The following is a 22,899-nucleotide window of genomic DNA, read 5'->3' as shown; positions in this document are numbered from 1 at the left end:
CACCCTCAGAATCTGGGCTAAATAATTCCCTCGATCTGACCAACTAAATGCGCAAACGAGCCCAGCTAGAAACTGGGAATAGCCTTAACCCAACAATGGCCATATAAATGAAATTTCGTTTTCCCGTTGTCATTATTGACGAAGACTTTCGCTCCGAAAATATCTCAGGCTCAGGCATTCGCGACCTTGCCGATGCCATCAGTAAAGAAGGCATGGAGATAGTCGGACTAACGAGCTACGGTGACCTCACTGCCTTTGCCCAGCAAGCCAGCCGTGCATCCTGCTTTATCCTGTCGATCGACGACGAAGAGTTTGGCGACGGCAGCGATGAAACGGTGAGCCAAGCCTTAGAATCGATTGCAGAATTCATGACAGCGGTGCGCCAGCGCAACACCGATATTCCGGTTTTCCTCTACGGTGAAACTCGCACCTCACGCCATATTCCCAATGAAATTTTGCGCGAGCTGCACGGTTTCATTCATATGTTTGAAGACACCCCGGAGTTCGTTGCACGACACATTATTCGCGAGGCCAATAAATACCTCTCGTCCTTGGCGCCACCGTTTTTCAAAGCGCTTATGAATTACGCCAGCGACAGCTCCTACTCTTGGCACTGCCCAGGGCACTCCGGTGGCGTGGCATTTCTAAAAAGCCCTGTTGGACAAATGTTCCATCAGTTTTTTGGCGAAAATCTACTCCGCGCCGACGTCTGTAATGCGGTGGAAGAACTCGGCCAATTACTCGACCACACCGGCCCAGTTAGCGCCAGTGAAAACAACGCGGCGCGGATCTTTGGCTGCGATCATTTATTCTTCGTCACCAACGGTACCTCCACATCAAATAAAGTGGTCTGGCACTCTACCGTAGCCCCCGGCGACATCGTGGTGGTTGACCGCAACTGCCATAAATCCATTCTGCACAGTATTATTATGACCGGCGCTATTCCGGTATTCTTAATGCCCACGCGCAATCATTACGGCATTATCGGCCCAATACCGAAAAGCGAATTTGACCCCGCGGCAATTCGCAAAAAAATCGAAGACCACCCCTTTGCACGTCACGCCGAAGATAAAAAACCGCGCATATTGACGATTACCCAAAGTACCTACGACGGCATTGTGTACAACGTCGAAGAAATTAAAGATATTCTCGACTCGACCATCGACACCCTGCACTTTGACGAAGCATGGCTGCCCCACGCGGCCTTCCATGAGTTCTATCACAATATGCACGCCATCGGCTCCGGTCGCCCACGCTCGGACGACACGCTGGTATTCGCCACCCAATCCACCCACAAATTGCTGGCCGGCCTGTCCCAAGCCTCGCAAATTTTGGTGCAAGATGGCACCCAGCGTAAGCTGGATACCCACCGCTTCAATGAATCCTATTTAATGCACTCGTCTACCAGCCCGCAGTACGCGATTATCGCGTCGTGCGACGTAGCGGCTGCCATGATGGAACCGCCCGGCGGCACAGCGCTGGTAGAAGAATCTATTCTTGAGGCACTGGATTTCCGTCGCGCCATGCGCAAAGTCGATGCCGATTATGGCGACGACTGGTGGTTCCGTGTGTGGGGGCCAAAGACCCTTGCTGAAGAAGGCATTGGCGACCGCGACGACTGGGTTATTCACTCTGACGACAGCTGGCATGGCTTTGGCGAAATCGAGTCGGGCTTCAACATGCTCGACCCCATTAAAGCGACCATCATCACTCCCGGCCTCGATGTCGACGGCAACTTTGATGACATCGGTATTCCGGCATCTATTGTCAGCAAATACCTCGCTGAGCACGGTATCATTATTGAAAAAACCGGCATGTACTCCTTCTTCATCATGTTCACCATCGGCATTACCAAGGGCCGCTGGAACTCGATGGTAACCGAGCTACAGCAATTCAAAGATGACTACGATCAAAACTTACCGCTTTGGCGCGTCATGCCGCAATTCGCCGCGAAATTCCCCCAATATGACAAAGTGGGTCTGCGTGACTTATGCAACAATATTCACAATGTCTACAAAGAGTACGACCTAGCGCGTATTACCACCGAAATGTATTTATCGGAAATGGAAGCGGCGATGATTCCCGCCGATGCCTGGGCAAAAATGTCTCACCGAAAAGTGGAACGTGTTGCCATCGATGAGCTAGAAGGCCGCATTACTGCAATGTTGGTAACACCCTACCCGCCAGGTATTCCACTATTGATTCCGGGCGAGCGCTTTAACAAAACCATCGTTCGGTATTTACAGTTTGTGCGCGACTTCAATTCGCGTTTTCCCGGCTTTGAAACTGACTGCCACGGACTGGTTAAAGAGCGTGTTAATGGCGTGGATCACTACTTTGTCGATGCGGTTATCGACAACTAGAATGAAATAAACCCCACTAAAAATAGTGGGGAATTTGCAATACCCTAGGCTGGAGGAGAGACGACGACTCCGGCCTCATCCTCTGCACTAAACATCTTAACGCTAAAACCTGGCGTTAGATTTTCACGCGCAGCAGCCAAAAACCCGTCTTTCAAATGAAGCTGTGACTCCAGTCACAAAAGCAGCTAGCCGTAACAGCACATTATTAACACAATATGTGCTTATATTGGGCCTTGAGCATACCTATAATCGCAGCCTCAAAACATTTAGCGTCAAGGACTTGGCGAATAATCGCGCCTTGCAACTTAGCAATTGCAATTTTTAACTATTCAGGATGAAAAATATGATGAATTTACGATCGCCATCAACTTTAGCGTCTGTAATCATATTAACCGCAGCAAGTAGCACCGGCTTAACACTTAGCCCCTCTGCCAATGCACAAGATCTCACGAGAATTTTAGACTTAGGTGCATTACTAGCGCCGCAAAACCAACAGAGCATTACCAGTAGCGAATCAATTCTCGCACCGATCACCAAACCTCTCGGCGACTCATTGGCACCTTTAATCGATACTGTCGATATGGCGCTTGACCCGTTAACAGATCCCATCGACGATCAACTGGGCCTACCGGTACTCGACGCACTCTCGCCATTAACCGACCCACTGCTGGGCGCGCTGCAACCAATTACTGACCCTATTGACGGTATCGTTGCCGATCTAACCGGCGGCAGCGTAAGTGACGCACTAAGTAATCTCGACGAAAACTCCACCGACGGCGACGGTATTGTCAATGACTTACTCGGCGGCGACCAGGTATCTGGCAGCGGCACCGAAGCGGGGGAATTATCGCCCTTAGGCTCAATCAGTGCGAGCTTAGGTGCCACGCTAGACCCGCTTATCGATTCGATAGATCTGGGCCTGGATCCACTCACAGACGTCGTTGACGACCAACTAGTAGAACCTCTCCTAGACGCTTTAACACCCGCGACAGATCCACTGCTGGCGGCCGTTGAGCCTGTCACAGACCCGGTAGATGGTCTACTTGCCGACCTCACTGGCGGTAGTATTGAAGACGCACTTAGCAATACCGATGACAATACCGCCGACGGCGAAGGTGCCGTCAATGACCTACTCGGCGGCGGATCGGCTAATACCGCAAGTGGCACCGAAGCGGGCGAAGCTTCAATTCTGGCCCCTATTACCGGGCCGCTAGGTGAATCATTAGACGGTTTAGTTAGCACAATAGACTCGGGCCTGGACCCCATCACAGACGCCGTCGATGACCAAGTCGGTGAAGCTCTATTAGACGCGCTAGCACCGGCCACGGAACCCCTGCTAGACACCCTAGAACCCGTTACTGACCCAGTAGACGGACTCTTAGCGGACGTCACCGGCGGCAGTATCGAAGATGCCCTAACAAATTCTGATGACAACACCGCTGACGGCGACGGCATTGTCAACGATTTACTCGGCGGCTCAAATGAATCAAGCACCGGCGATGGCAATGGCAATGAAATATCTCCTTTAGGACCAATCACTGCATCGCTAGGCGACGGTCTTTCAGACTTGATTGACGCAATTGATACCGGCTTAGACCCTCTTACCGATGTTATTGACGATCAAGTTCTAGAGCCCGTGCTAGAACAACTAAGCCCCGTAACAGAACCCGTACTTGCTGGACTAGAGCCTGTTACTAATCCGGTAGACGGCATTATCGAAGACTTGACCGGCGGTAGCATTGAAGACGCACTTACTAACGATGACGAAAATACCGCAGACGGTAATGGCTTGGTAAACGACTTGCTCGGCGGCGGCGATGTTAACACTGACAGCGGCACCGAAGCAGGAGAAAGCTCGGCCCTTGAGCCCATTACTGGCCCGCTTGGCGACTCCATTGATAGCTTAGTTTCCGCAGTAGATACTGCACTTGACCCAGTCACCGACGCTATTGACGATCAAGTTGGCGAGGCCTTGTTAGATGCACTGAGCCCAGCTGTCGATCCTTTGCTTGATGCCGCAGAACCGATTACCGATCCAGTTGATGGGATTCTTGCCGACGTCACCGGCGGTAGCATTGAAGACGCACTAACAAATAATGATGACAACACGTCCGATGGCGACGGCATTGTAAATGACCTACTCGGTGGCAGTGACGGCAACGGTGATGAAATATCGCCGCTACAACCTATTACTGAGCTAGTTGGCGACGCTATAGAACCCGTTATCGATAGCCTTGATAGTGGCTTAGACCCTCTTACAGAAGTTGTCGACAATGAAATTGGCGACACCTTGCTTGACGCGCTTGCGCCGGTAACTGAGCCAGTTCTAGAGATGGCTGCCCCAATCACCGATCCCCTTGACGGTGCGCTGGCCGATCTTACCGGCGGCAGCCTAGAGGATGCCCTAACCAACAACGACACCAATACCAGCGACGGCAATGGCATTGTAAACGATACGCTTGGCGGTGGCGGCAGTAATAATGGCGGTCTCACCGGTGGCCCGAACAATGGTCCATTCGATCAGCCGGCGCTCGTTGCACTGCTAGATCGCGACCTCATGGCCAATCGTGCGAGTGCCGCCTCTAGCTGCGCAGACCAAGATGCCGATGGTGTTTGTGATGACAAAGACGAGTGCCAAGACACACCCTTAGGTAACGCGGTTCTCGCCAACGGTTGCCACCTCAGCGAGGCTGCCCCACTGCGATTAGACGGCGTATTCTTTGAGTTTAACAGCGCCGTACTGACCGCTAACGCAACTACAATTTTAGATGAAGCCGCAGTCGTTATTCAGCAGTCAAAGGCTGAGAAAATAGAAATCGCAGGTCACACCGATGGCAAGGGTAGCGACAGCTACAACCAAAACCTATCTCAAAACCGCGCTCAGTCAGTTAAGCAATACCTGAGCGAGCACGGCGTTGCCAGCAGTCGCTTAAGCGCTAAAGGTTACGGCGAAAGTAAACCAATCGCAGACAATGCTAGTGATGCAGGGCGCGCAGAGAATCGCCGCGTCGAATTGTCAATTATCGAAACAGAGCAATAACAACTTCAATGGCCCGCCTAGTGGCGGGCCTATGGAAACTTACTATATAGGGAGAGCTTCACATGGCAATCGATTTGCCCCCAGTAATACCGCCACAACTTGCGACACCAGCACAAGTCAGTGCCTACAGCGCAGTATCAAACACCGCCATTTCTAGCGTCATCAACGGCACCAATGTTCGGGTTTTAGGTAATAGCTACCTTGCCGACGCTGATGTACAAGATGTTTTAGGCAGCGCAAAAACACCTGCCGAAGGAATTATCAACCTCACCAAACGCTATTACCAAAGCGGTCATTTGCTTGTCAGAATTCGCTATGCTCGGGAAGGCGACGGCGTTGTCGTATTTGTAGAGCAACTGACGCTTGCCGATATTCTTGTCGACGCTGATATCAAACCGTTTTTCGAAGAACTGGTCGGCGATACAGACCTGAGTATCTCCGAGTTTGATCGCGCGCGCATTCTGGCTAATCTTAAAGCGGAACGCGGCGGCTACCAATACAGCATGAGTTACCAAGAAGCTGGCAACGACGCTGTCGCCTTGGTAATGACCAAAACTGCCGTCGAAAACTACGACAGCACTGACTACATTCTTGAGGCCAACAACAAAGGTAGTCGCTTCTTAGGACGCTACTTTGGCTTAGCAGGTATAAAACACCGCTTTGAAGGTGGTACTGAACTATCAGTTGCCTACCAGACCGCATTTACCGATTTGGGCGAATCCCGCGACGGTGAAAACTTAGATCAATTTAGCCTTAGTATCGACCGCCCCTTTACCAGCGGACTTTACGGCGTTGATTTATCCTACGTTGAATACAGCCGCGACCCTAAATTCGCGCAAGTTCAACAACAAGGCTTGTGTCTCCTTGGCTTGCTCGGCTGCAGCACCACAACGGTGATGACGACAGTGAGCCTAGATGCCGAGATTTTACAAGCTGCCTTCCACGGCGAACAAATACTATTCAGCGACCTTGAATCACGTATCTCCCTCACCGAAAGGCTGTCACATACCGACTCCACCATTCAGCAGGCGGGAGCCAATGGCAAGCTACTGGAAGAAACCTATCAAGTTGTCGATATCGGACTTAAATACCAAAAAGTACGCTACCAGACTGAAGAAATAGCAGCGGCGCAACTCAATGTAGGCCTCAACTTCTTAGCGGGTTATGGCGATGGCGGCACACTAGACAACTACGCCGAATATCAAGCTGCCTTTATGGCGCAAAACCCTGGCGTTGCCGCTCCAGATGTTGTTCCATCAGCCAGAACCGCTGAATTCATTGCACTGCAGCCAAGTGCTCGCTACTTGGTGCGCGTAGCGGAAGACACCTTGCTCTCCTTCTCTGCAAATGGTCAATTTACCGACGAACAAGTGCCGCAACAACAGCAATTTGTTTTAGGCGGTATGAATACCTTAAGCGCCTACCTGCCAGGTGTATTAATCGGTGATGAGGGTTACTACATCAACGCCAGCCTGGAAAAAACGTTTACATGGAACGAGTACAAAATCTCGCCATCTGTGTTCGCGGAATACGGCGCAAGCTGGTTTAACAATACCAATAGTGAGCTCGGCGACACCCAAAGTATTGCCGACGCGGGGGTAAAATTAAGAATCGAATTCAGTGAGTATCTCTTCACCGAGCTTGTCGCCGCACTGCCCGTCCACGATGACGTAGTTAACAGCAGTGAGCTAGACTCTCTAGAAGCCGACTTTTTCTGGCGGGTTCACCTGACTTTCTAGCTAGCTTGAGTATGCTCGGGCACACTGCCGAGCATACTCAGCCAAACTATTTTTTCAAAACCGCGCAAAAACCTATTTACACACTGGCCCGAACTTTGCTAGCTTAAAGGTGTCTGAGCATTAACCTTGACGAAACACAAAAATTATTCAAGGTAAATAAACAGTCGATTTAAGCAATTGATAGTATCCGCATTTGGGCCAGCTTTACCCGCAAAACCCCGCGTAGCACGGTTGGTAGTACATACAGTACTAGCACCCATTATCTAGATCAGTTGCTCAAAATAGGACGCTTTCATCCAGCACACCTAAGTCTTAGGTCTGGAAAAGCGCTGTTTTGATGACCCACAGTGACCATGTTTTTGACATCGCACCAATATGGGTCAATAAATTTCGACTAAACAGGCAAAAAAATGGCGTTGTCATAAGGCTGTCACGGACAGCATAGATAGTAGTGAACGGTAAGCAAACCGATGCAAAACTAAAGTGATGATGGAAGAAGGCGCAGAGAGCGCAAAGTAAGGAGAAGAAGATGAACAAGCAAAGTAATGATATGAATGTTAAAAACCTATGTAGCCGCAAATTGTGGGAATTATTGAAGAACGCCGAATGGCAAAGCAACACTGAACGTTTCGCCATTGAAAGCGAATTGTCAGATCGCCGCCACTATGTGAAAGAATTGGAACAGCTCAGCGGCCGAGAAACAATGCATTAAGCAAGACAATATACGGCAGTAAACCCAGTAGTAACCAGGGCAAATAGCCCGACCAGAAAGTCAGTTGTTCCTCGCAAACCCGATGTATCGCCAGCCCTAATTGGGCTGGCACTTGTTTAGCCTCCCCCAGCTTAGATACCGACGGCAACTCCACCCCGTTCAAAATACCACTTCGTAACAACGCGGCAGAAAACTGTTCACCGGCTTCCACTTCTGCTGCTAATTTATGAAATCGTCTATTGATCGGCGACTCGGGTAAGCGCCGCGCTGACTGCTTCAAAGACTGTGGCAAGCTGAAACCGGCAGCAATACAATCGGCAAGGTGATTCATATAGTGGTAACTCTGGTATTGTGCCAAGGCCCTTCCCAAGCCCGGCAAACGATAGCAAAGTGACGTCATACCGCGCGCCAAAAACGGCACACCAGCCGCTATCTTTAAAAACACAAAACCCAATACCAGTGGCAATACACCAGCAACCATAGCGATCCCCGCATATGGTCCGGCAGTGACTCCTGCACTCACAGCCAAAGCCGGCAATATCACCGCAAACGCAATCACTAAGACTAAAGGCCAGCGCGTGTGACGCTTTACACTCTGCTGAAATTCGGCCATTAAGCGGTAGTGCTCAGCAAGGCGCAAATACATTTTGGCGAGATTCCCCACGGCCAAACCCAGTTGCAAAAATTGCAGTTCCCACTCTAAAAAAACACCGCCTTCCCGCAACTCCTCCAGCATCACCCGCTGACCGTCGGCAAACTGCGCCGCCACGCTGTCGAGCTTTGCGCGCTGGGCCGCTTGCTGCCCCTTGCTCAACAAAGCAACGACCTGATCCCAGTTATTATCGCCGGACTGACTGGCCTGATATAAAGATTGAAATAATACAAAGCGCTGCGCGGGTGAAAAACCAGAAGCCATCTACAAATCCGTTATTAGAAGGTAAACACCGTCGTCACAACTGTGGGTATATGACGCTCGAGGCCTTATACTTTAGCACAGCTAAAAATTGCGATGGCATGCAAAATAACGTGCCGCGTCGACTTAAGGATAAACATGATAATTCGTCTGCTCTTTGCCGCCGTGGTTTTGTACGGCCTATATCGTTTTGTAAAACTAGTGCAAAGCAAGCCTGCCAAGGAGCGGCGTGGCTATTACGTCACATTGCTCATTGGCCTCAGCGCAGCAGCATTAGTTCTATTATCACTAACCGGTCGAGTGCCTTGGATTGCCGGTCTTATCGGCGGCGCGCTGCCATTTATACGGCAGCTGGCATTGAAATACGCCTACAACAAAATTGGGGCTAGCAAGCAGCAAGGTGAAAATAGTCAGGGACAATCAAAGCCAAAATCAAACAGTGCAATGAACCGAGCTCAAGCCTTATCAGTACTTGGCCTGCAAGCTGGCGCCAGCAAAGACGATATCATTGCTGCGCATCGCAAGCTTATGCAAAAAATTCATCCTGACCGCGGAGGCAACGACTTCCTAGCCAGCCAGATCAATGACGCCAAAGATATACTACTCGATGACCCTAAAGTTTGAAGACGAGGGACGTATTCAAGCCCCGCGTCAAACAGTTTAAAATTACCCACTTGTTTCACAATTTCAACATGATGTAAGGCAATAATGGCTACTGTATTTGTTATTCAGAATCAGCACGGACACTACCTAAACAAACAATTGGAATGGGTTGATGGCCGCGACAAACGCGTACTGTACAGAACGGTTCACCGCGATGAGGCCATCAACGTGGTATTTGAACAAAGCAGCAAAAATATTGAACTGCGCGCCCACCCCCTCGAATGTGAAACGGATGAAACTGCAAATCCTAAAGTGGAAGCCGGGCCGGCTATCATGAGCCAAGTCGACGATTTACTGGCCGACGATGAGCAAATTGACGAAAGCACTCCAGACCATATAGGGGAAGCAGCTGACGACATTATATTGGCTGAGGATAGCGACGAAAATCGTCGTCAGTAACTTGAAACTAGCCGCACGAACCTCCATCTAATAGGCAGTATCCACTTACCGGAATTATTTCCCATGATGCGTATTTTTCTGTTTTTGGCCACAAACTTGGCCGTTGTGCTGGTTGCCAGTATTACCCTGAGTTTACTCGGGGTTGAAAGTCTCTTGGCGCAAAACGGTGTCGACCTGAATTTGGGCTCTCTCCTGATCTTTTGCGCCGTTTTCGGTATGGCCGGCTCGCTGATATCTTTGCTGATCTCCAAATGGATCGCGAAACGCTCGACCCGCACTCAGATTATTACCCAACCAGCAAACAGCAACGAGCGCTGGCTGCTCGAGACTGTTGCGGAGCTCGCCCAAAAAGCAGGAATCGGTATGCCAGAGGTCGGTATATTTCCGTCTCCCCAAGCCAACGCATTCGCTACGGGATGGAACAAAAATTCGGCCTTGGTCGCGGTGTCGGAAGGCTTACTACGACAAATGAAGCCCAACGAAGTACGCGCCGTACTCGCGCACGAAATTGGTCACGTTGCCAATGGCGATATGATTACCCTCACTTTAATACAAGGCGTGGTAAACACTTTTGTAATGTTTTTCGCACGCATTATCGGGCACACGGTTGACCGCGCGGTATTTAAAACTGAGCGCGGCTACGGCATTGGGTATTATGTCACGACGTTTTTTGCCGAAATGGTCTTAGGGATTCTCGCCTCGACCATCGTAATGTGGTTTTCGCGCTGGCGAGAATTTCGTGCGGATGCCGCAGGCGCCAGTCTAGCCAGTCGCAATGATATGATTGCGGCTCTGCAAAGTTTACAAGCGCAACAGGGGCTGCCCAACGACATGCCCGGTGAAATGACCGCCCTCGCCATTAGCAGCCAAAAGAAAACCGATCTAGCTGCCCTGTTTAGCTCTCACCCGCCGCTAGAAAAGCGGATTCAGGCACTGAGAGATGCGGCATAGTGGAATGGGAGCAACAGCGCGCGCTGCTTGTTAGCGCGCTTCACGGGCTAAGTAGAGCCCAGCTCAGTCCCGGCGCCAGTGGTAATGCGTCTGTAAAGACTCCTGATGACGGCATGCTGATATCCGCCACTGGCCAAATCGCCGCGAATACGAGGCCAAGCGATCTGGTTTATATCAAACCGGACGGGCAAATCACTGGCGGCCAATTAAAACCTTCCAGCGAATGGCGGATGCACTGGCAAGTATACCAAGATCACCCCGAGGCAGGTGGCATTGTTCACTGCCACTCTCGCTACGCCACAGTATTAGCCTGCCAACGCAAAGAGATACCGGCCTTCCACTACATGATTGCGGTCGCGGGAGGGTCATCCATACCGTGTGCGCCTTACGCGCTATACGGCAGTAAGGAGCTATCGGAACGGGTGAGTCATGCCCTTCAACAGCGCAAAGCCTGCCTATTAGCAAACCACGGTCAAATTGCCTTTGGCAGCGATCCGATCAAAGCCCTAGCCTTAGCAAAAGAAGTTGAAGAGTTAGCAGCAAACTACTATTTCAGCCTACAACACGGCGGCCCCACCTTGTTAAGCGAACAGGAAATGGCTGAGGTATTGGCACAATACGCAGACTACGGACAACAGCGATAAGCCACGTTTCGGCACCACTTTGTGGCAATAATACCAGCCCCCCGCTACTCCCTCCGCTGAAAATACTGTGTTAATCTCAGTCGCGATCGCACCAAAATAAAGCAATCGCATTATCTCGGTGCATCACTATGGAAATATAAAAATATCACACAATGGAAACAGCTGTGTCACAGACGATCTTTATCGTGGTGCTCAGTTCTTACGGGGAGTGAACAAAATGAAAAAACTACTATTAGCAAGCGCCATCGCCATAGCAGCGACTGGTCAAGCCTATGCAGACTACCAATTTGAAGTGGGCGCAGTTTACACTGATTTTGAGCGCAATACGGTTGATTTTGATGGCTTCGGTGTTGGTGGCGAATTCCATTTCGATAAAGTCGACACCAGTAAAGGACCTCTCGCAGAGGCCGCCTTTCTCGACAAATCCTCTTTTGTTAACTTTGCTTTCCTAACTGTCGAGCCAGATTTCCCAAATGCCGATGACGAAGACACCACCAATATTGGCGGTCGCTTCGTCACAGCTACAAACCTTATCATCGAGGCCGACTGGACTACACAAGATGATGGCAACAACGACACCGACGCAGTTCGAATCGGCGTGGGTACTTATCTTAGCGAAACTAGCGACGTTGTTGTCAGCTACACAAGCCAGGACGATGACAACAATAACGACGTTGATTATCTGAATGTCGATTTCCATGGCGTAAATTCACTGAATCAAGGTGCCTCCGTCGCCTATGATGTTAGCGTTGGCTATATCGATGCTGATAGTGACGATGGCTACCGTATTGGTGTTGGCGGCACATATTACTTCAGCAATATGTTTGGCTTGGGCGTAGACGCAGAACTGATAGACGTGGGCAACTTCAGTTCAGATGAGATTGGCATTGAAGCTAGCTTCTTCCCGAATGAGCAAGTTGAGCTATTTGCCCGAATATTTGATGTTGGCGGTGATGCAGACTCCGATGGCATCATCATCGGCGGGGCAGTGCGCTTCTAAGCCTTAATCACTATGCAAACGAAAGGCCCCATATGGGGCCTTTTTTATGTCGTAAATTTGCTATTTAGACGAAGGCTTGGGTTTTAAGCGCGCCGTGGCGACGGCGGTCGTTGGATCATCCGGCCAGGGGTGCTTAGGGTAACGCCCCTTCATTTCCTTTTTTACATCGTGATAGCTACCCCGCCAAAATCCGGCAAGATCCTGGGTGACCTGTAGAGGTCGACGCGCGGGAGAGAGTAAATGAACTACCAGAGCCTGCCGCCCCTCGGCAACACGCGGCGTGTCTTGGCAACCAAACATTTCCTGTAATTTCACTGCCAATACTGGCGGCGACTGGCAGTAATCAATTTTCTTTACGGAACCGGATGGTACCGTGAAAGATTCAGGTGCTAATGTTTTTAGGGCCTGCTGCTGTGGCCAATCTATCAAGCCCGTCATTATTTTCGCCAGATCTAAACGCTTAAAATCTTGCAGTGTATTCACACTAATCAAATAGGGCGACAGCCAGTCTTCTAAACTTTCAAGCAAACCCTCATCACTCACATCTGGCCACTTGCCCGGCTGGCACGCTAACTGTCTTAGCAAGCTAAGCCGTGCACGCCACTGCAATACTGGCTCCGGCCATTCAAATACCGCCAGACCACGCCTGCGCACAAAGGCCAGTAAGGCTCTACGCTTTTCGTCCCCAGGTACCTTCGCAAGTGTTTCGGTATGTAGAACAATTGCTCCCACTGAGCGCCGACGCTCGGCGACAAATCGCGCTTTAGCCTCACTCCACTCGGCGGTGCAATTGACGTCGACCAATTCCGCTAGCGCTCCATCAAAATGAGATACCGGCAGAGACGCCGCCAGGTAAATGGTATCGTCGCGACGTCCGGCTTTCCCACCCAGAGACGCGACAACAATATAAGGGGCAGCGCGCAAACCGTCAGACTCCTGCAACACCGCCGCTCGACCGTTACTTAATACATAATCACAGCCCCGCTCACGCCGCTGCTTAGCGATACGATCTGGATACGCGAAGGCTAATAACAAACCGGCGTCTACCGCAATCTCCGGAACAGGGCTGAGCCTCGTCTGAACACGCGACAATATTTTTAAATACTGTTGCTGCTGTCTTTGCAACCGACTAACTAGCGATTTAGATTGCCGATCAATCGCCATATCACCGTTCAATATATCCAGTCGCAGTTGAATATCGGCAGCGCCTCTGGGGCCAAAATCGCGATCACTCAGCAAGGCTGACAGTTGACACGCGAGCACGGTGTGACCGAGCTCCCGTCCTTTTAAAAGCATATGTGCTAAGCGCGGATGAAGCGGTAAACCGGCCATTAACTCGCCATGCGAACTAATTGAGCGCGCCCCGGAGTCTGTCGTCAAAGCACCTAGTTTTTGCAGTAAATCTGTCGCCTGCTGAAATGCCGCGCTCGGCGGCGTGTCCATCCATTGCAATTCGCTTGGATCACTCATTCCCCAGCGATGCAATTGCAAACACAAACTGGCCAAGTCCGCTTGTGCGATCTCTGGTTCGCTATAAGACAATAAATCATTATTTTGCGATTCGCTCCACAGTCGATAACACACCCCTTCGCTTAAACGCCCCGCACGACCAGCGCGTTGCTCAGCCGAGGCACGCGAAACACGGCGAGTATCCAAGCGATTCATTCCCGTGCGAGGATCAAACGCCGGCACCCGCGACAAACCACAATCAATCACAACCGTAGTACCTTCGATTGTTAAACTGCTTTCAGCAATACTCGTCGCCAGCACGACTTTGCGACAACCCTCTTCTGCCGGCGCGATTGCGCGACGCTGATCCGCAAGACTTAAATCTCCGTACAGCGGAGCTAACACCACAGACACCCCAAAGTGATCCTCAGAAAGACGGCTAAGACAGCGACGGATCTCTGCTTGCCCTGGCAAAAATACTAAAATACTCCCCGTATTTTCGTCCAGCGCTTGGCGAACGGTAGAGCAAACACGGCTTATTAGATCTTGTTGCGGGCTATAAGCGTCACCATAACGCAATGCGACGGGGAACTGACGACCGAGGCTGCGTACGATTGCCGCGCCGTTCAATAATTCAGATACTCGATCGCCGTCCAAGGTCGCCGACATGATCAATAGCTTTAACGGTGTTGCGCGGAGATCAGCAAATAATTTTCGGCTTTCCAATGTAAGTGCCAAGCCGAGGTCGGCATCTAAACTTCGCTCGTGAAACTCATCAAAAATTAATAAGCCAATACCGTCTAGCGAGGGGTCGTCCTGCAACATACGAGTGAGAACGCCCTCGGTCACGATTTCGATGCGAGTCGTCGGACCGACTACCGTTTCCATTCGCATTCGGTAGCCTACGGTCTGCCCGGTGCGCTCACCCAACAGCTCAGCCATACGCTCCGCAGCGGATTTCGCCGCTATCCGGCGGGGCTCCAACATCACAATACGCTGCCCTTCAAGCCACGCTTCCGCCAGCAAGGCCAATGGTACGCAGGTTGTTTTACCCGCGCCGGGTGGCGCCTCTAAAACGAGTTCATTGCCGGTCGCCAATACTGAGCGAATATCGGCAATCACAGATTGAATGGGTAAATCAGCCATATACGGCTATCGCTCCAAATTGGCGAGTTATCATTGTTTCAGCGGCGAAGTATAAAATAAGAAGCGCAACAATAGCGCCTTGCGGCTATCGCAATTAAACATTCCACTAACACGCCAAGGCTAAGATCTCGTCCTGCGTCAAATTGCGATACTGGCCAGGCGCTAAACCGGGATCTAAAACGACAGACCCAATCGCGTCGCGATGCAATGCTAAGACCTCATTCTGGAAGCGCCCAAACATTCGCTTTATTTGATGGTAACGCCCTTCGACGAGCCGAAGTCTTGCTACATAATCCGATATTATTTCTAAAATCACCGGTCGAGTAGTTACATCTTCATAAGAGAAGTACATACCTGCGGCAAATGCTGCTATATAGGAATCGTCTAATGGCTGCGCCAATAGCGCCGTATATACTTTGGCGATATTACGTTCGGGCAAACTCAATTGCCGCGACCACCGCCCATCATCAGTTAATAGCAATAAACCAGTGGTATTAAAATCTAAACGACCTGGAATATGTAAGCCCGCGCCCTCACCTGACGAAAGCAAATCGACAACTGTTTTATGCTTATCGTCTTTGGTCGCACTCACCACACCTGCCGGCTTGTTCATCATCAAATAGCGCGCTTGTCTGCTAGTCAGCACTTCGCCGTCCAAACAAATACGAGAAAATTTTCCAACAAGCTGACTGATATCAGTGGCAAAAACACCGTCCACTTCTATTCTCTTTTGCGCGAGAAGTAGACGAACATCCCCTCGCTTAATCCCTAAACGGACACTGAGAAATCGATCTAAACGGGCGGAATTAGATAGCACACCTTGCCTCAAGGAATTAATGACACTGGCGACATTGTATTGCCTAGCAATAAATTAACCCATAAAAAAAGCCAGCTGAAATAATCCACTAAGACTAGTGTCATTCCAACTGGCTTTCTAGGTACTTAAAGATACGACCCAAATACGGATCTATTTGCATCATGCCAGGGTTAGCTATGATCGTCTATTTCGTCCTTCACTTCTTCAACACCCTCGTTGTATGAATCTTTAGCGCTATCCATACTTTGGTCAATCTGCTCACCGGCCTTCTCAGCAGGACCTTTTTGTTCGCATGCACTCATGGCAAAAACGGTAGTCGACAGCAAGAAAAATGCGACTAACAATTTGCTGGTTTGGGTAGATTTTAAGTTTTCCAATAATTTTTTCATTTTTCAAAATTCTCCATTAATTGATTCAGCTTTTTTGCTACGGATTGTTTTGAGTCACCGTATTTCTGCTGAATTTTAGCTGCGATCGCGTCAATATTGCCTTCGGCTTGCAATACTTCATCATCCGTCAGATCGCCCCATTCCTGCTTCACTTTCGCGGTAAATTCACGCCACCGGCCTTCAGCCTGATCTCTATTCATAGTGCTTTACTCCGTTAAACCCATTAGAACAGTAACAAACGTTAATCCATACCGCTTACTTGCGTATTCAGGTGATCTGACACGAGCTGTCTACTGATTGTTCCCCGGCAGGGAAGAATTACGACTTAATTACAATTAGTGAACTTATATGAAAATTTGAAATTATTACCGAACCCAAACAAAAAAAGCCGCCAAGAGTTCTATCTTTGCGGCTTTTTTTACTTGAAATTAACGTACTTTTTAAAAAACTAAAATTTAACTCGCAGCGCAAGTTCGATATTTCTTCCCGCCTCAGGCGCATAATCACGAATAAAAGAAGCGCTGCTACGAATTTCTTCATCGCCCAAATTGTGCCCAGAAAGCATAATCGTGTAGTCATTTCCCGCCACGTTAAACTCCCTCGAGATACTGGCGTCCAAGCGATTATAAGCAGCGGTGGCCGCCTCATTTACACCTGCTTTATTCTGCGCATGGGCGTGTACATAGCTCACATCAGCCCGCCACTGCTGCCATAGCCACGCTAGGCTCAAACCATCGTGCCCGGGTGGCAAACGTGGCACATTTTGGCCGCTATCTAGTTCAGCGCTCACGCGATCGCCAAATAATGTCACTACATATTGCTGCGCTGTGCTGGCTGCCGACAGAGTATAACTAAACTCATATTCGAGCCCCGTAAACCTTGCATCCTGCTGGCGATATTGCAGAATTTCCACGTCATCACTCTCGGTACCGGTATTATCAAGGTAGATATAGTCTGCAAACTCATTGTGAAACGCAGTCAACTTCCCGCTTAAACCACCAATATCTGCTCGCACACTAAAATCGGCATTACGTGATTTTTCAGTTGATAGGTTTACGTCACCAACTTCAATAGCACCCGTTGCACCGTGAACAACATATTGTTCAACGGTATTACCGATATTAGAGAAGCGTTCCTCCGCATTCGGCGCGCGTTGCGACTCTGACAGCGAAAGCGACAGCGTCCACACTTCATTAATATCGTATATACCCGCTAGTGACGCACTAAAACTCGTGTCCTGCTGATCATCAGCAATCGCTTGCGATATCTCTAAACGATCAACATCTGCACGCAGTCCAGCTTCCAGCGACCAATTCTTGGCGTGGTAATCCTCCAGCCAGAAAAGGCCGACAGATCGCGTGGTGTTTTCAGGCACAAATGACTCTTCGCCCAAGGCCGAAAAATCGGCATCTTGCCACTGCAAGCCCCATACTCCATGCCATTGTCCCCACGGCGCATGGGACACCTCGACGCGACCAGCCCAGGCCTCTTTGCTAAATGTGGTGCCCACTTCACCACTGGGTTCAACCTCCTGATGCTGGTAATCGCTGTAGCTTAGACGCCAACGCATGAGGTCTATGGGACCGCCGAAATGGAAATCACCCGCCATGTCCCAGCGCGTTTGCTCAATAACGAGGCTAACACCCGCTTCGCCGTGCTCTTCATCATGCTCTTCATGATCATGGTCTTCGTCATCATGATCTTCCTCGTGCTCATCATGATTATGAACGCCGGAGGGAATACCGTATTGATTACTCAGTTCGGAATAACTTAAACCCCAGTAGCCACTGTCGAAGTGATAGCTGCTACCCAGGGTTAGGCGGCGGGTTCGCCCGCTGGCATTGCCTATACTACCGTCAGTGCTCTCGTCGACGTCGTCAACATTACGGGGATTTATCGCCAAGCCCGGAATGTCTGGGTCAGACCAATCTCGGTACAACGCGCCGAGGTGCACAACCCACTGACCGTCGCCCGCATCCACTCTAAAAACGCCACTGCGGCCGTCATTCACACTGCTACTACGCAGCTCTGCGACTCCCTCAACACCGTCTACCGGCTTAGCAGGAATACGCCCGTCTACCACATTAATCACGCCGCCAATTGCACCGCCGCCGTAAAGCATTGTCGCCGGCCCGCGCAGTATCTCAATACTGTCTGCCAAAATAGGCTCTACTGACACAGCGTGATCTGCACTATTGGTAGAAACGTCTAAGGCTTGCATGCCGTTTTGTAGAACCTGTACTCGCGGCCCTTGCTGACCGCGAATAACCGGTTGCCCTACCGCAGGACCAAAACTTGCGCTACTCAAGCCCGGCGAATTATTTAAGGTTTCGCCAATCGTTGCCGCTGCTCGGCGTCGCAACTCGGCGCCATCTAAAACGGTTACCGGTAAGGCGGTTTGCGCTTCCTTTTTATGTATTGGCATAGTCACCAACACATGCTCCATACGATTTTCATTTGCGGCCATCACCGGCGCAGCACTTACTGCTACCAGCGAAGATAGAATATATTTTTTCATCAGAAAACATCCTGCGTATCAAGTCATCGCAATCGGCAGTCGCGCGACTACCGAATCAACATGCTATTCAGGAAACATCGAACTCACGCGCTGCTAGCAACTAGCACGCGCCCATAAAATAATCGCGCGCACAGTAAACAAGGAGCTAAGCCTCGCTGTACGCATTCAATAAATTCGACACTTCCAGAGATTTAAACGATGAGTTTTGCAGGTGGGGCGCGCGCAGGTGGGCGCAATGTGACAAGGAGTACAAATACGGCAAGCGACACCGTATCCGAAAACACGGCTGCCGTGCGGATAATATCGGGACTGCTCGTCGTGGACGGCAAACTTGCCGCGTTGTAGTGGCAGACCACACAGGCATCAATCGCTGAGTGTTCCGCAACATGGACGTGATTACCCTGCAACCACACCGACCAGCTAAGGCACAGTAATAATACTGCCAGCAGCGATAAGCGATGTTTGTGGACTAATCTCGTCATGTAAACTTAGATCTTGAGAAGAGGGTGTTTAGCGGAGAGTAGGATAAAGCCCGTTTATGACAATCATCCTACAACTCGCTGTGTTTAAATTAGGCGTCGAAATCAATTCCTAAACGGCGCCCAACAATTTCGTATGACTCAACGACGTTGCCCAAGCCTTGACGGAAGCGGTCTTTATCCAGCTTCTCGCGGGTATCGGCATCCCACAAACGGCAGCCATCTGGTGAGAACTCATCACCGAGATGAATTTGTCCGTCGCTGAATACGCCAAACTCCAGCTTGTAATCCACCAGAAGCATTCCGGCATTAGCGAACATGCTCTTCAGCACGTCGTTCACTTTAAAGGTCAGTTCCTTCATCCGGTCTAGCTGCGCGTCGTTTGCCCAACCGAAAGACCGAATGTGATACTCGTTGATCATCGGGTCATGCAGGGCGTCATTTTTAAGGAACATTTCGAAGGTAGGCGGATTTAACTCCTTACCCTCTTCCACGCCCAACCGCTTAACGATCGAACCGGCAGCAATATTACGCACAACACACTCGATGGGTAACATATCGAGCTTTTTCACTAAGGCATCGTTGTCTGACAGCAGCTTTTCAAAATGGGTGGGAATACCCACGGCTTGTAATGCCTGCATAATGAAGGCATTGAACTTGTTGTTCACCATACCTTTGCGATCCAGCTGCTCTACCCGCAAACCGTCAAAGGCCGAGGTATCGTTTCTGAAATTGAGGATATAACGGTCAGGGTCATCAGTTTTGTATACTGATTTTGCCTTGCCGGAATACAACTCTTCGCGTTTTTCCATGGTTTGCCTCATTAGCACAATAAATTCACGCTATTTCAAGCCAGTCAAAACCAGCCTCTTGATCAGCAGACAGCAGCGCGTCACTGTTTGCCAACATCGGTTCTATCGCTGCCCTCGCCAAGGCGGGGGTATTGTTCTGTTCACTTAAATGGGCCATCACCACGTGCTGGAGATGCTCCACTTCTGCTTCAGCCAGCAAGCTAGCCGCCTGCTGATTATTCAAATGCCCCCAATCGCCGCCCACCCGCTGTTTTAGTGAATACGGATAAGGACCATTGGCCAACATGGTGACATCGTGATTGCATTCTAAAAGCAGGGCATCGCAGCGCCGGTAGTGCTCTCGAACGAAGGGCGTAATACTACCTAAATCCGTGAGCAGCCCAAATGTTTTTTTTCGGTATCTGAACACAAATTGACAGGGTTCACGGGCATCATGTGGAACAGCGACTGGCGTCACAGCAATACCACCAATATCCACTTCAGTTCCCAGCGCTAAATGTTGCCAGTGATGCGAAAGCCGAAGCTGGCCGTATTCACCGGTGCCATGACTACAATATACTGGCAACTTATACTTTCGAGCGAGTGGCAGCACACCTTTGATGTGATCGCTGTGTTCATGGGTAACCAAGATTGCGGCCAGGTCCGTCGGCGACCGCCCCAAACGCGCCATGCGCCGTTCGGTTTCCTTAATGGTAAATCCGCAGTCAATCAGCACACAGCTTTGATCGGTTTCAAGCAGGGTAGCGTTACCTTTACTGCCGCTACCCAGCGATGCAAAGCGCACTAATACAAATACCCCATAATGCGAGTAAGCAATCTTTCACGCTCTGCTTCTCGGAGACGACGCCCCTTTTGGTAATTTAAGTAAATACGGGCTTTTTCTGGGCCGACTTCCTGCATTTCAACCACATAGCGGCTCAAACCATTACGGCGAGCACCAAAAGTACGCGCAAACCAACTCGGCTGCTCAGCCTCTGGATCAACGTAAGTAAGCCAATACTTATTAACTTCGCGGCGCTCGTCTTCAATTTCAAATCCGGCTTTCACCAGCGCAAGCCCCAGCGCAGCCCATGCACGATCAACAGGAAGCTCCAGGCGCAAGTGGCGACTATCCGGGCCACCCTCGCCACCTTCTATAAATATTTTACCCTGACCATCTTTGCGCTGCGCCAAAATTGACACCGACCCAGCTGTCTCCTGGTCAGCCAAGTACTGGGCTACCACTCGTACCATCTGTGATTGACGCTCAGAGCTATCCGACTTTGCCGGCCACTGCTCATTGCCGTTTATTTGGACCAACACGTGTATTTCGCTGGTTCCCTGCTGTACACCCTCTTCCAGGCGGAAGCGAAAACGCTCGCGGCTGGCGCCATCACCATTGGGATCGCGCCACTGGGTTTCAATAATGGCAGCCTCACCGTCCGCTTTTGCAATTTCTAAACCTGCACGGCCAAGGAAAACCCGCATACGCGGCCATACTTGGTTCGGGTCGCCATCTAGCAATATCCAGCTGCGGTCCTCCAAGGTCTGAATTTTAACCTCGGCAGTCCCTACATTCTTTGCGAGTGGCTCCGGCCGCAAAACCTCAAACTCGCCTTCGAGGGGCTTGTGGTTTTGTATTCCCGGCACCACATATTGGTCATCAAGGGTGTCGGAACGCACTCCCGGCGGCAACTCAATTGGCGCGCTTAATTTTGCACGACGATAATCATGTCCGCGATCACGAAACATCCCATCGCCGCCAAAGCAGCCCGACAACATTGCCAGCCCCAGACCCACTACCGTTAATCGAAAACTGGTGCTGCGCATAAAAGTGCTCATCTAGTCTAATAATCCCGCTTGCGTTAGCGCTTCACTAACGCGTGGTTGTGCCGCTTCACTTAATACCGTCAAGGGCAAACGAATGCCATCTTCCATCATCCCCATGGCTAACAAAGCCCATTTCACAGGGATGGGGTTAGCTTCAACAAAAAGACGCTCGTGCAATATTCTCAATGGTGCATCCGCCTCAATAGTCGCTGCCTTATCACCAGACATCGCCGCCACACATACCGCTTTTACCGCTGCAGGGGCAATATTGGCGGTCACCGAAATATTACCTTTGCCGCCTAACAACATCAGTTCTGCGGCTGTGGCGTCATCGCCAGACAGCACGTCCAGCTTATCGCCGACCGCATCAATCAATTCTTTACCGCGCGCCACGTCACCGGTGGCGTCTTTGATCGCGATAATATTGCGGTGCTCTGACAAGCGAATCGTCGTTGAATTCAACATGTCACAGGCTGTACGACCCGGCACATTGTATAAAATTTGGGGAATATCCACCGCATCGGCAATCGCCATATAGTGGCGATACAAACCCTCTTGGGTAGGCTTGTTATAGTATGGCGTCACCAGTAGGCACGCGTCTGCGCCTACTTCACGGGCGACTTTAGTCAGCTCTATCGCTTCGGCTGTCGAATTGGCACCGGTACCCGCCACAACCTTAATGCGGCCAGCAACTTGATCAACACAGGCCTTGATGACCATTTTATGCTCATCCATTGCAAGGGTCGCAGACTCACCAGTGGTACCCACTGCAACAATACCGTCTGTACCCTGCTCTATATGCCATTCGATAAGACGCGACAACGCTTGCCAGTCAATACTGCCATCGCTGTGCATCGGGGTTACCAGGGCAACTACACTACCCGAAATCATGCCGCTATCTCCAAATTTGGTGCAAGCCGCTAATGGTACTGGCCAGTGCCACACAGCTCAAGGGACAAATCACTGTAAACCGGTTAGGCTTAGCCACTTTTGCGAAACAAATTGCGTTAATTGCAATCAAACGCCTTAGAAAACCAACGTTTTGCCGACTTGAGA

At 50.4% G+C, this 22,899-nt stretch carries 20 protein-coding genes; 9 read left to right on the top strand and 11 right to left on the bottom strand.

The features are described 5' to 3' along the window. Positions 1-107: 107 nt before the first annotated feature. The 4 genes from AAC007_RS01440 (at position 108) to AAC007_RS01425 (ending at position 7,854) form a co-directional block, all read left to right on the top strand. The gene (locus AAC007_RS01440) at positions 108-2,363 is read left to right on the top strand and encodes an arginine/lysine/ornithine decarboxylase (protein ID WP_295870877.1); all 2,256 of its coding nucleotides are present in this window, start codon (positions 108-110) and stop codon (positions 2,361-2,363) included. A 343-nt stretch (positions 2,364-2,706) separates the two neighbouring features. Next, on the top strand, positions 2,707-5,403 hold the full coding sequence (locus AAC007_RS01435) for an OmpA family protein (protein WP_339674269.1): 2,697 nt from the start codon (positions 2,707-2,709) through the stop codon (positions 5,401-5,403). A 62-nt stretch (positions 5,404-5,465) separates the two neighbouring features. Then, positions 5,466-7,142 carry a ShlB/FhaC/HecB family hemolysin secretion/activation protein gene (locus AAC007_RS01430; protein WP_339674267.1) on the top strand — a complete coding sequence of 559 codons (1,677 nt, stop codon included), beginning with the start codon at positions 5,466-5,468 and terminating at the stop codon, positions 7,140-7,142. Between the two features lie 529 nt (positions 7,143-7,671). Further along, a complete protein-coding gene (locus AAC007_RS01425) occupies positions 7,672-7,854 on the top strand; it encodes a hypothetical protein (protein WP_159238819.1) in 183 nt (60 codons plus the stop codon). On the opposite strand, the gene AAC007_RS01420 is transcribed toward AAC007_RS01425, so the two are convergent. Beyond that, positions 7,829-8,770 (bottom strand): type II secretion system F family protein, encoded by a 942-nt coding sequence (locus tag AAC007_RS01420; RefSeq protein WP_339674262.1) that lies wholly within the window; start codon positions 8,768-8,770, stop codon positions 7,829-7,831. The genes AAC007_RS01425 and AAC007_RS01420 overlap by 26 nt on opposite strands. Positions 8,771-8,905: 135 nt before the next feature. Here AAC007_RS01420 and AAC007_RS01415 point away from each other — a divergent pair, with 135 nt between their 5' ends. From AAC007_RS01415 to AAC007_RS01395, 5 genes are all read left to right on the top strand, one after another. After that, entirely contained in the window at positions 8,906-9,391 is a 486-nt protein-coding gene (locus AAC007_RS01415; RefSeq protein WP_296434710.1) for a DnaJ domain-containing protein, read from the top strand. Positions 9,392-9,475: 84 nt separating this feature from the next. Then, positions 9,476-9,829 carry a hypothetical protein gene (locus AAC007_RS01410; protein WP_339674260.1) on the top strand — a complete coding sequence of 118 codons (354 nt, stop codon included), beginning with the start codon at positions 9,476-9,478 and terminating at the stop codon, positions 9,827-9,829. Positions 9,830-9,892: 63 nt separating this feature from the next. After that, entirely contained in the window at positions 9,893-10,780 is an 888-nt protein-coding gene (gene htpX, locus AAC007_RS01405) for a protease HtpX (RefSeq protein WP_339674259.1), read from the top strand. Then, complete coding sequence (locus AAC007_RS01400) at positions 10,780-11,424, top strand: class II aldolase/adducin family protein (RefSeq protein ID WP_339674257.1); 645 nt, start codon at positions 10,780-10,782, stop codon at positions 11,422-11,424. The genes htpX and AAC007_RS01400 overlap by 1 nt, the downstream gene beginning before the upstream one ends. Positions 11,425-11,641: 217 nt before the next feature. Then, positions 11,642-12,424 (top strand): putative porin, encoded by a 783-nt coding sequence (locus AAC007_RS01395; RefSeq protein ID WP_339674254.1) that lies wholly within the window; start codon positions 11,642-11,644, stop codon positions 12,422-12,424. 60 nt (positions 12,425-12,484) lie between these two features. On the opposite strand, the gene hrpB is transcribed toward AAC007_RS01395, so the two are convergent. From hrpB to dapA, 10 genes are all read right to left on the bottom strand, one after another. Next, a complete protein-coding gene (gene hrpB, locus AAC007_RS01390; protein WP_339674251.1) occupies positions 12,485-15,019 on the bottom strand; it encodes an ATP-dependent helicase HrpB in 2,535 nt (844 codons plus the stop codon). A gap of 106 nt (positions 15,020-15,125) precedes the next feature. After that, positions 15,126-15,836: a 16S rRNA pseudouridine(516) synthase gene (locus AAC007_RS01385; protein ID WP_339674249.1), complete on the bottom strand. Its 711-nt coding sequence runs from the start codon at positions 15,834-15,836 to the stop codon at positions 15,126-15,128. A 170-nt stretch (positions 15,837-16,006) separates the two neighbouring features. Next, entirely contained in the window at positions 16,007-16,225 is a 219-nt protein-coding gene (locus AAC007_RS01380; RefSeq protein WP_296434702.1) for a hypothetical protein, read from the bottom strand. Next, the gene (locus AAC007_RS01375) at positions 16,222-16,425 is read right to left on the bottom strand and encodes a CsbD family protein (protein WP_219042089.1); all 204 of its coding nucleotides are present in this window, start codon (positions 16,423-16,425) and stop codon (positions 16,222-16,224) included. Before AAC007_RS01375 ends, AAC007_RS01380 begins: the two co-directional genes overlap by 4 nt. Before the next feature lie 248 nt (positions 16,426-16,673). Then, positions 16,674-18,743 carry a TonB-dependent receptor gene (locus AAC007_RS01370; RefSeq protein WP_339674245.1) on the bottom strand — a complete coding sequence of 690 codons (2,070 nt, stop codon included), beginning with the start codon at positions 18,741-18,743 and terminating at the stop codon, positions 16,674-16,676. A 191-nt stretch (positions 18,744-18,934) separates the two neighbouring features. Then, positions 18,935-19,225: a hypothetical protein gene (locus tag AAC007_RS01365; RefSeq protein WP_339674242.1), complete on the bottom strand. Its 291-nt coding sequence runs from the start codon at positions 19,223-19,225 to the stop codon at positions 18,935-18,937. 89 nt (positions 19,226-19,314) lie between these two features. After that, the gene (purC, locus tag AAC007_RS01360; RefSeq protein ID WP_339674240.1) at positions 19,315-20,034 is read right to left on the bottom strand and encodes a phosphoribosylaminoimidazolesuccinocarboxamide synthase; all 720 of its coding nucleotides are present in this window, start codon (positions 20,032-20,034) and stop codon (positions 19,315-19,317) included. 25 nt (positions 20,035-20,059) lie between these two features. Then, complete coding sequence (locus tag AAC007_RS01355) at positions 20,060-20,818, bottom strand: MBL fold metallo-hydrolase (RefSeq protein ID WP_219042093.1); 759 nt, start codon at positions 20,816-20,818, stop codon at positions 20,060-20,062. Continuing rightward, on the bottom strand, positions 20,818-21,855 hold the full coding sequence (bamC, locus tag AAC007_RS01350; protein ID WP_339674237.1) for an outer membrane protein assembly factor BamC: 1,038 nt from the start codon (positions 21,853-21,855) through the stop codon (positions 20,818-20,820). The genes AAC007_RS01355 and bamC overlap by 1 nt, the downstream gene beginning before the upstream one ends. Then, positions 21,856-22,734, bottom strand: a complete 879-nt coding sequence (dapA, locus tag AAC007_RS01345) for a 4-hydroxy-tetrahydrodipicolinate synthase (RefSeq protein ID WP_295870838.1) — start codon at positions 22,732-22,734, stop codon at positions 21,856-21,858. Positions 22,735-22,899: the final 165 nt, after the last annotated feature.

Source organism: uncultured Zhongshania sp. (assembly GCF_963975605.1).
Taxonomy (GTDB): Bacteria; Pseudomonadota; Gammaproteobacteria; order Pseudomonadales; family Spongiibacteraceae; genus Spongiibacter; species Spongiibacter aquimaris.
This window is presented reverse-complemented; position numbering and strand designations above follow the sequence as displayed.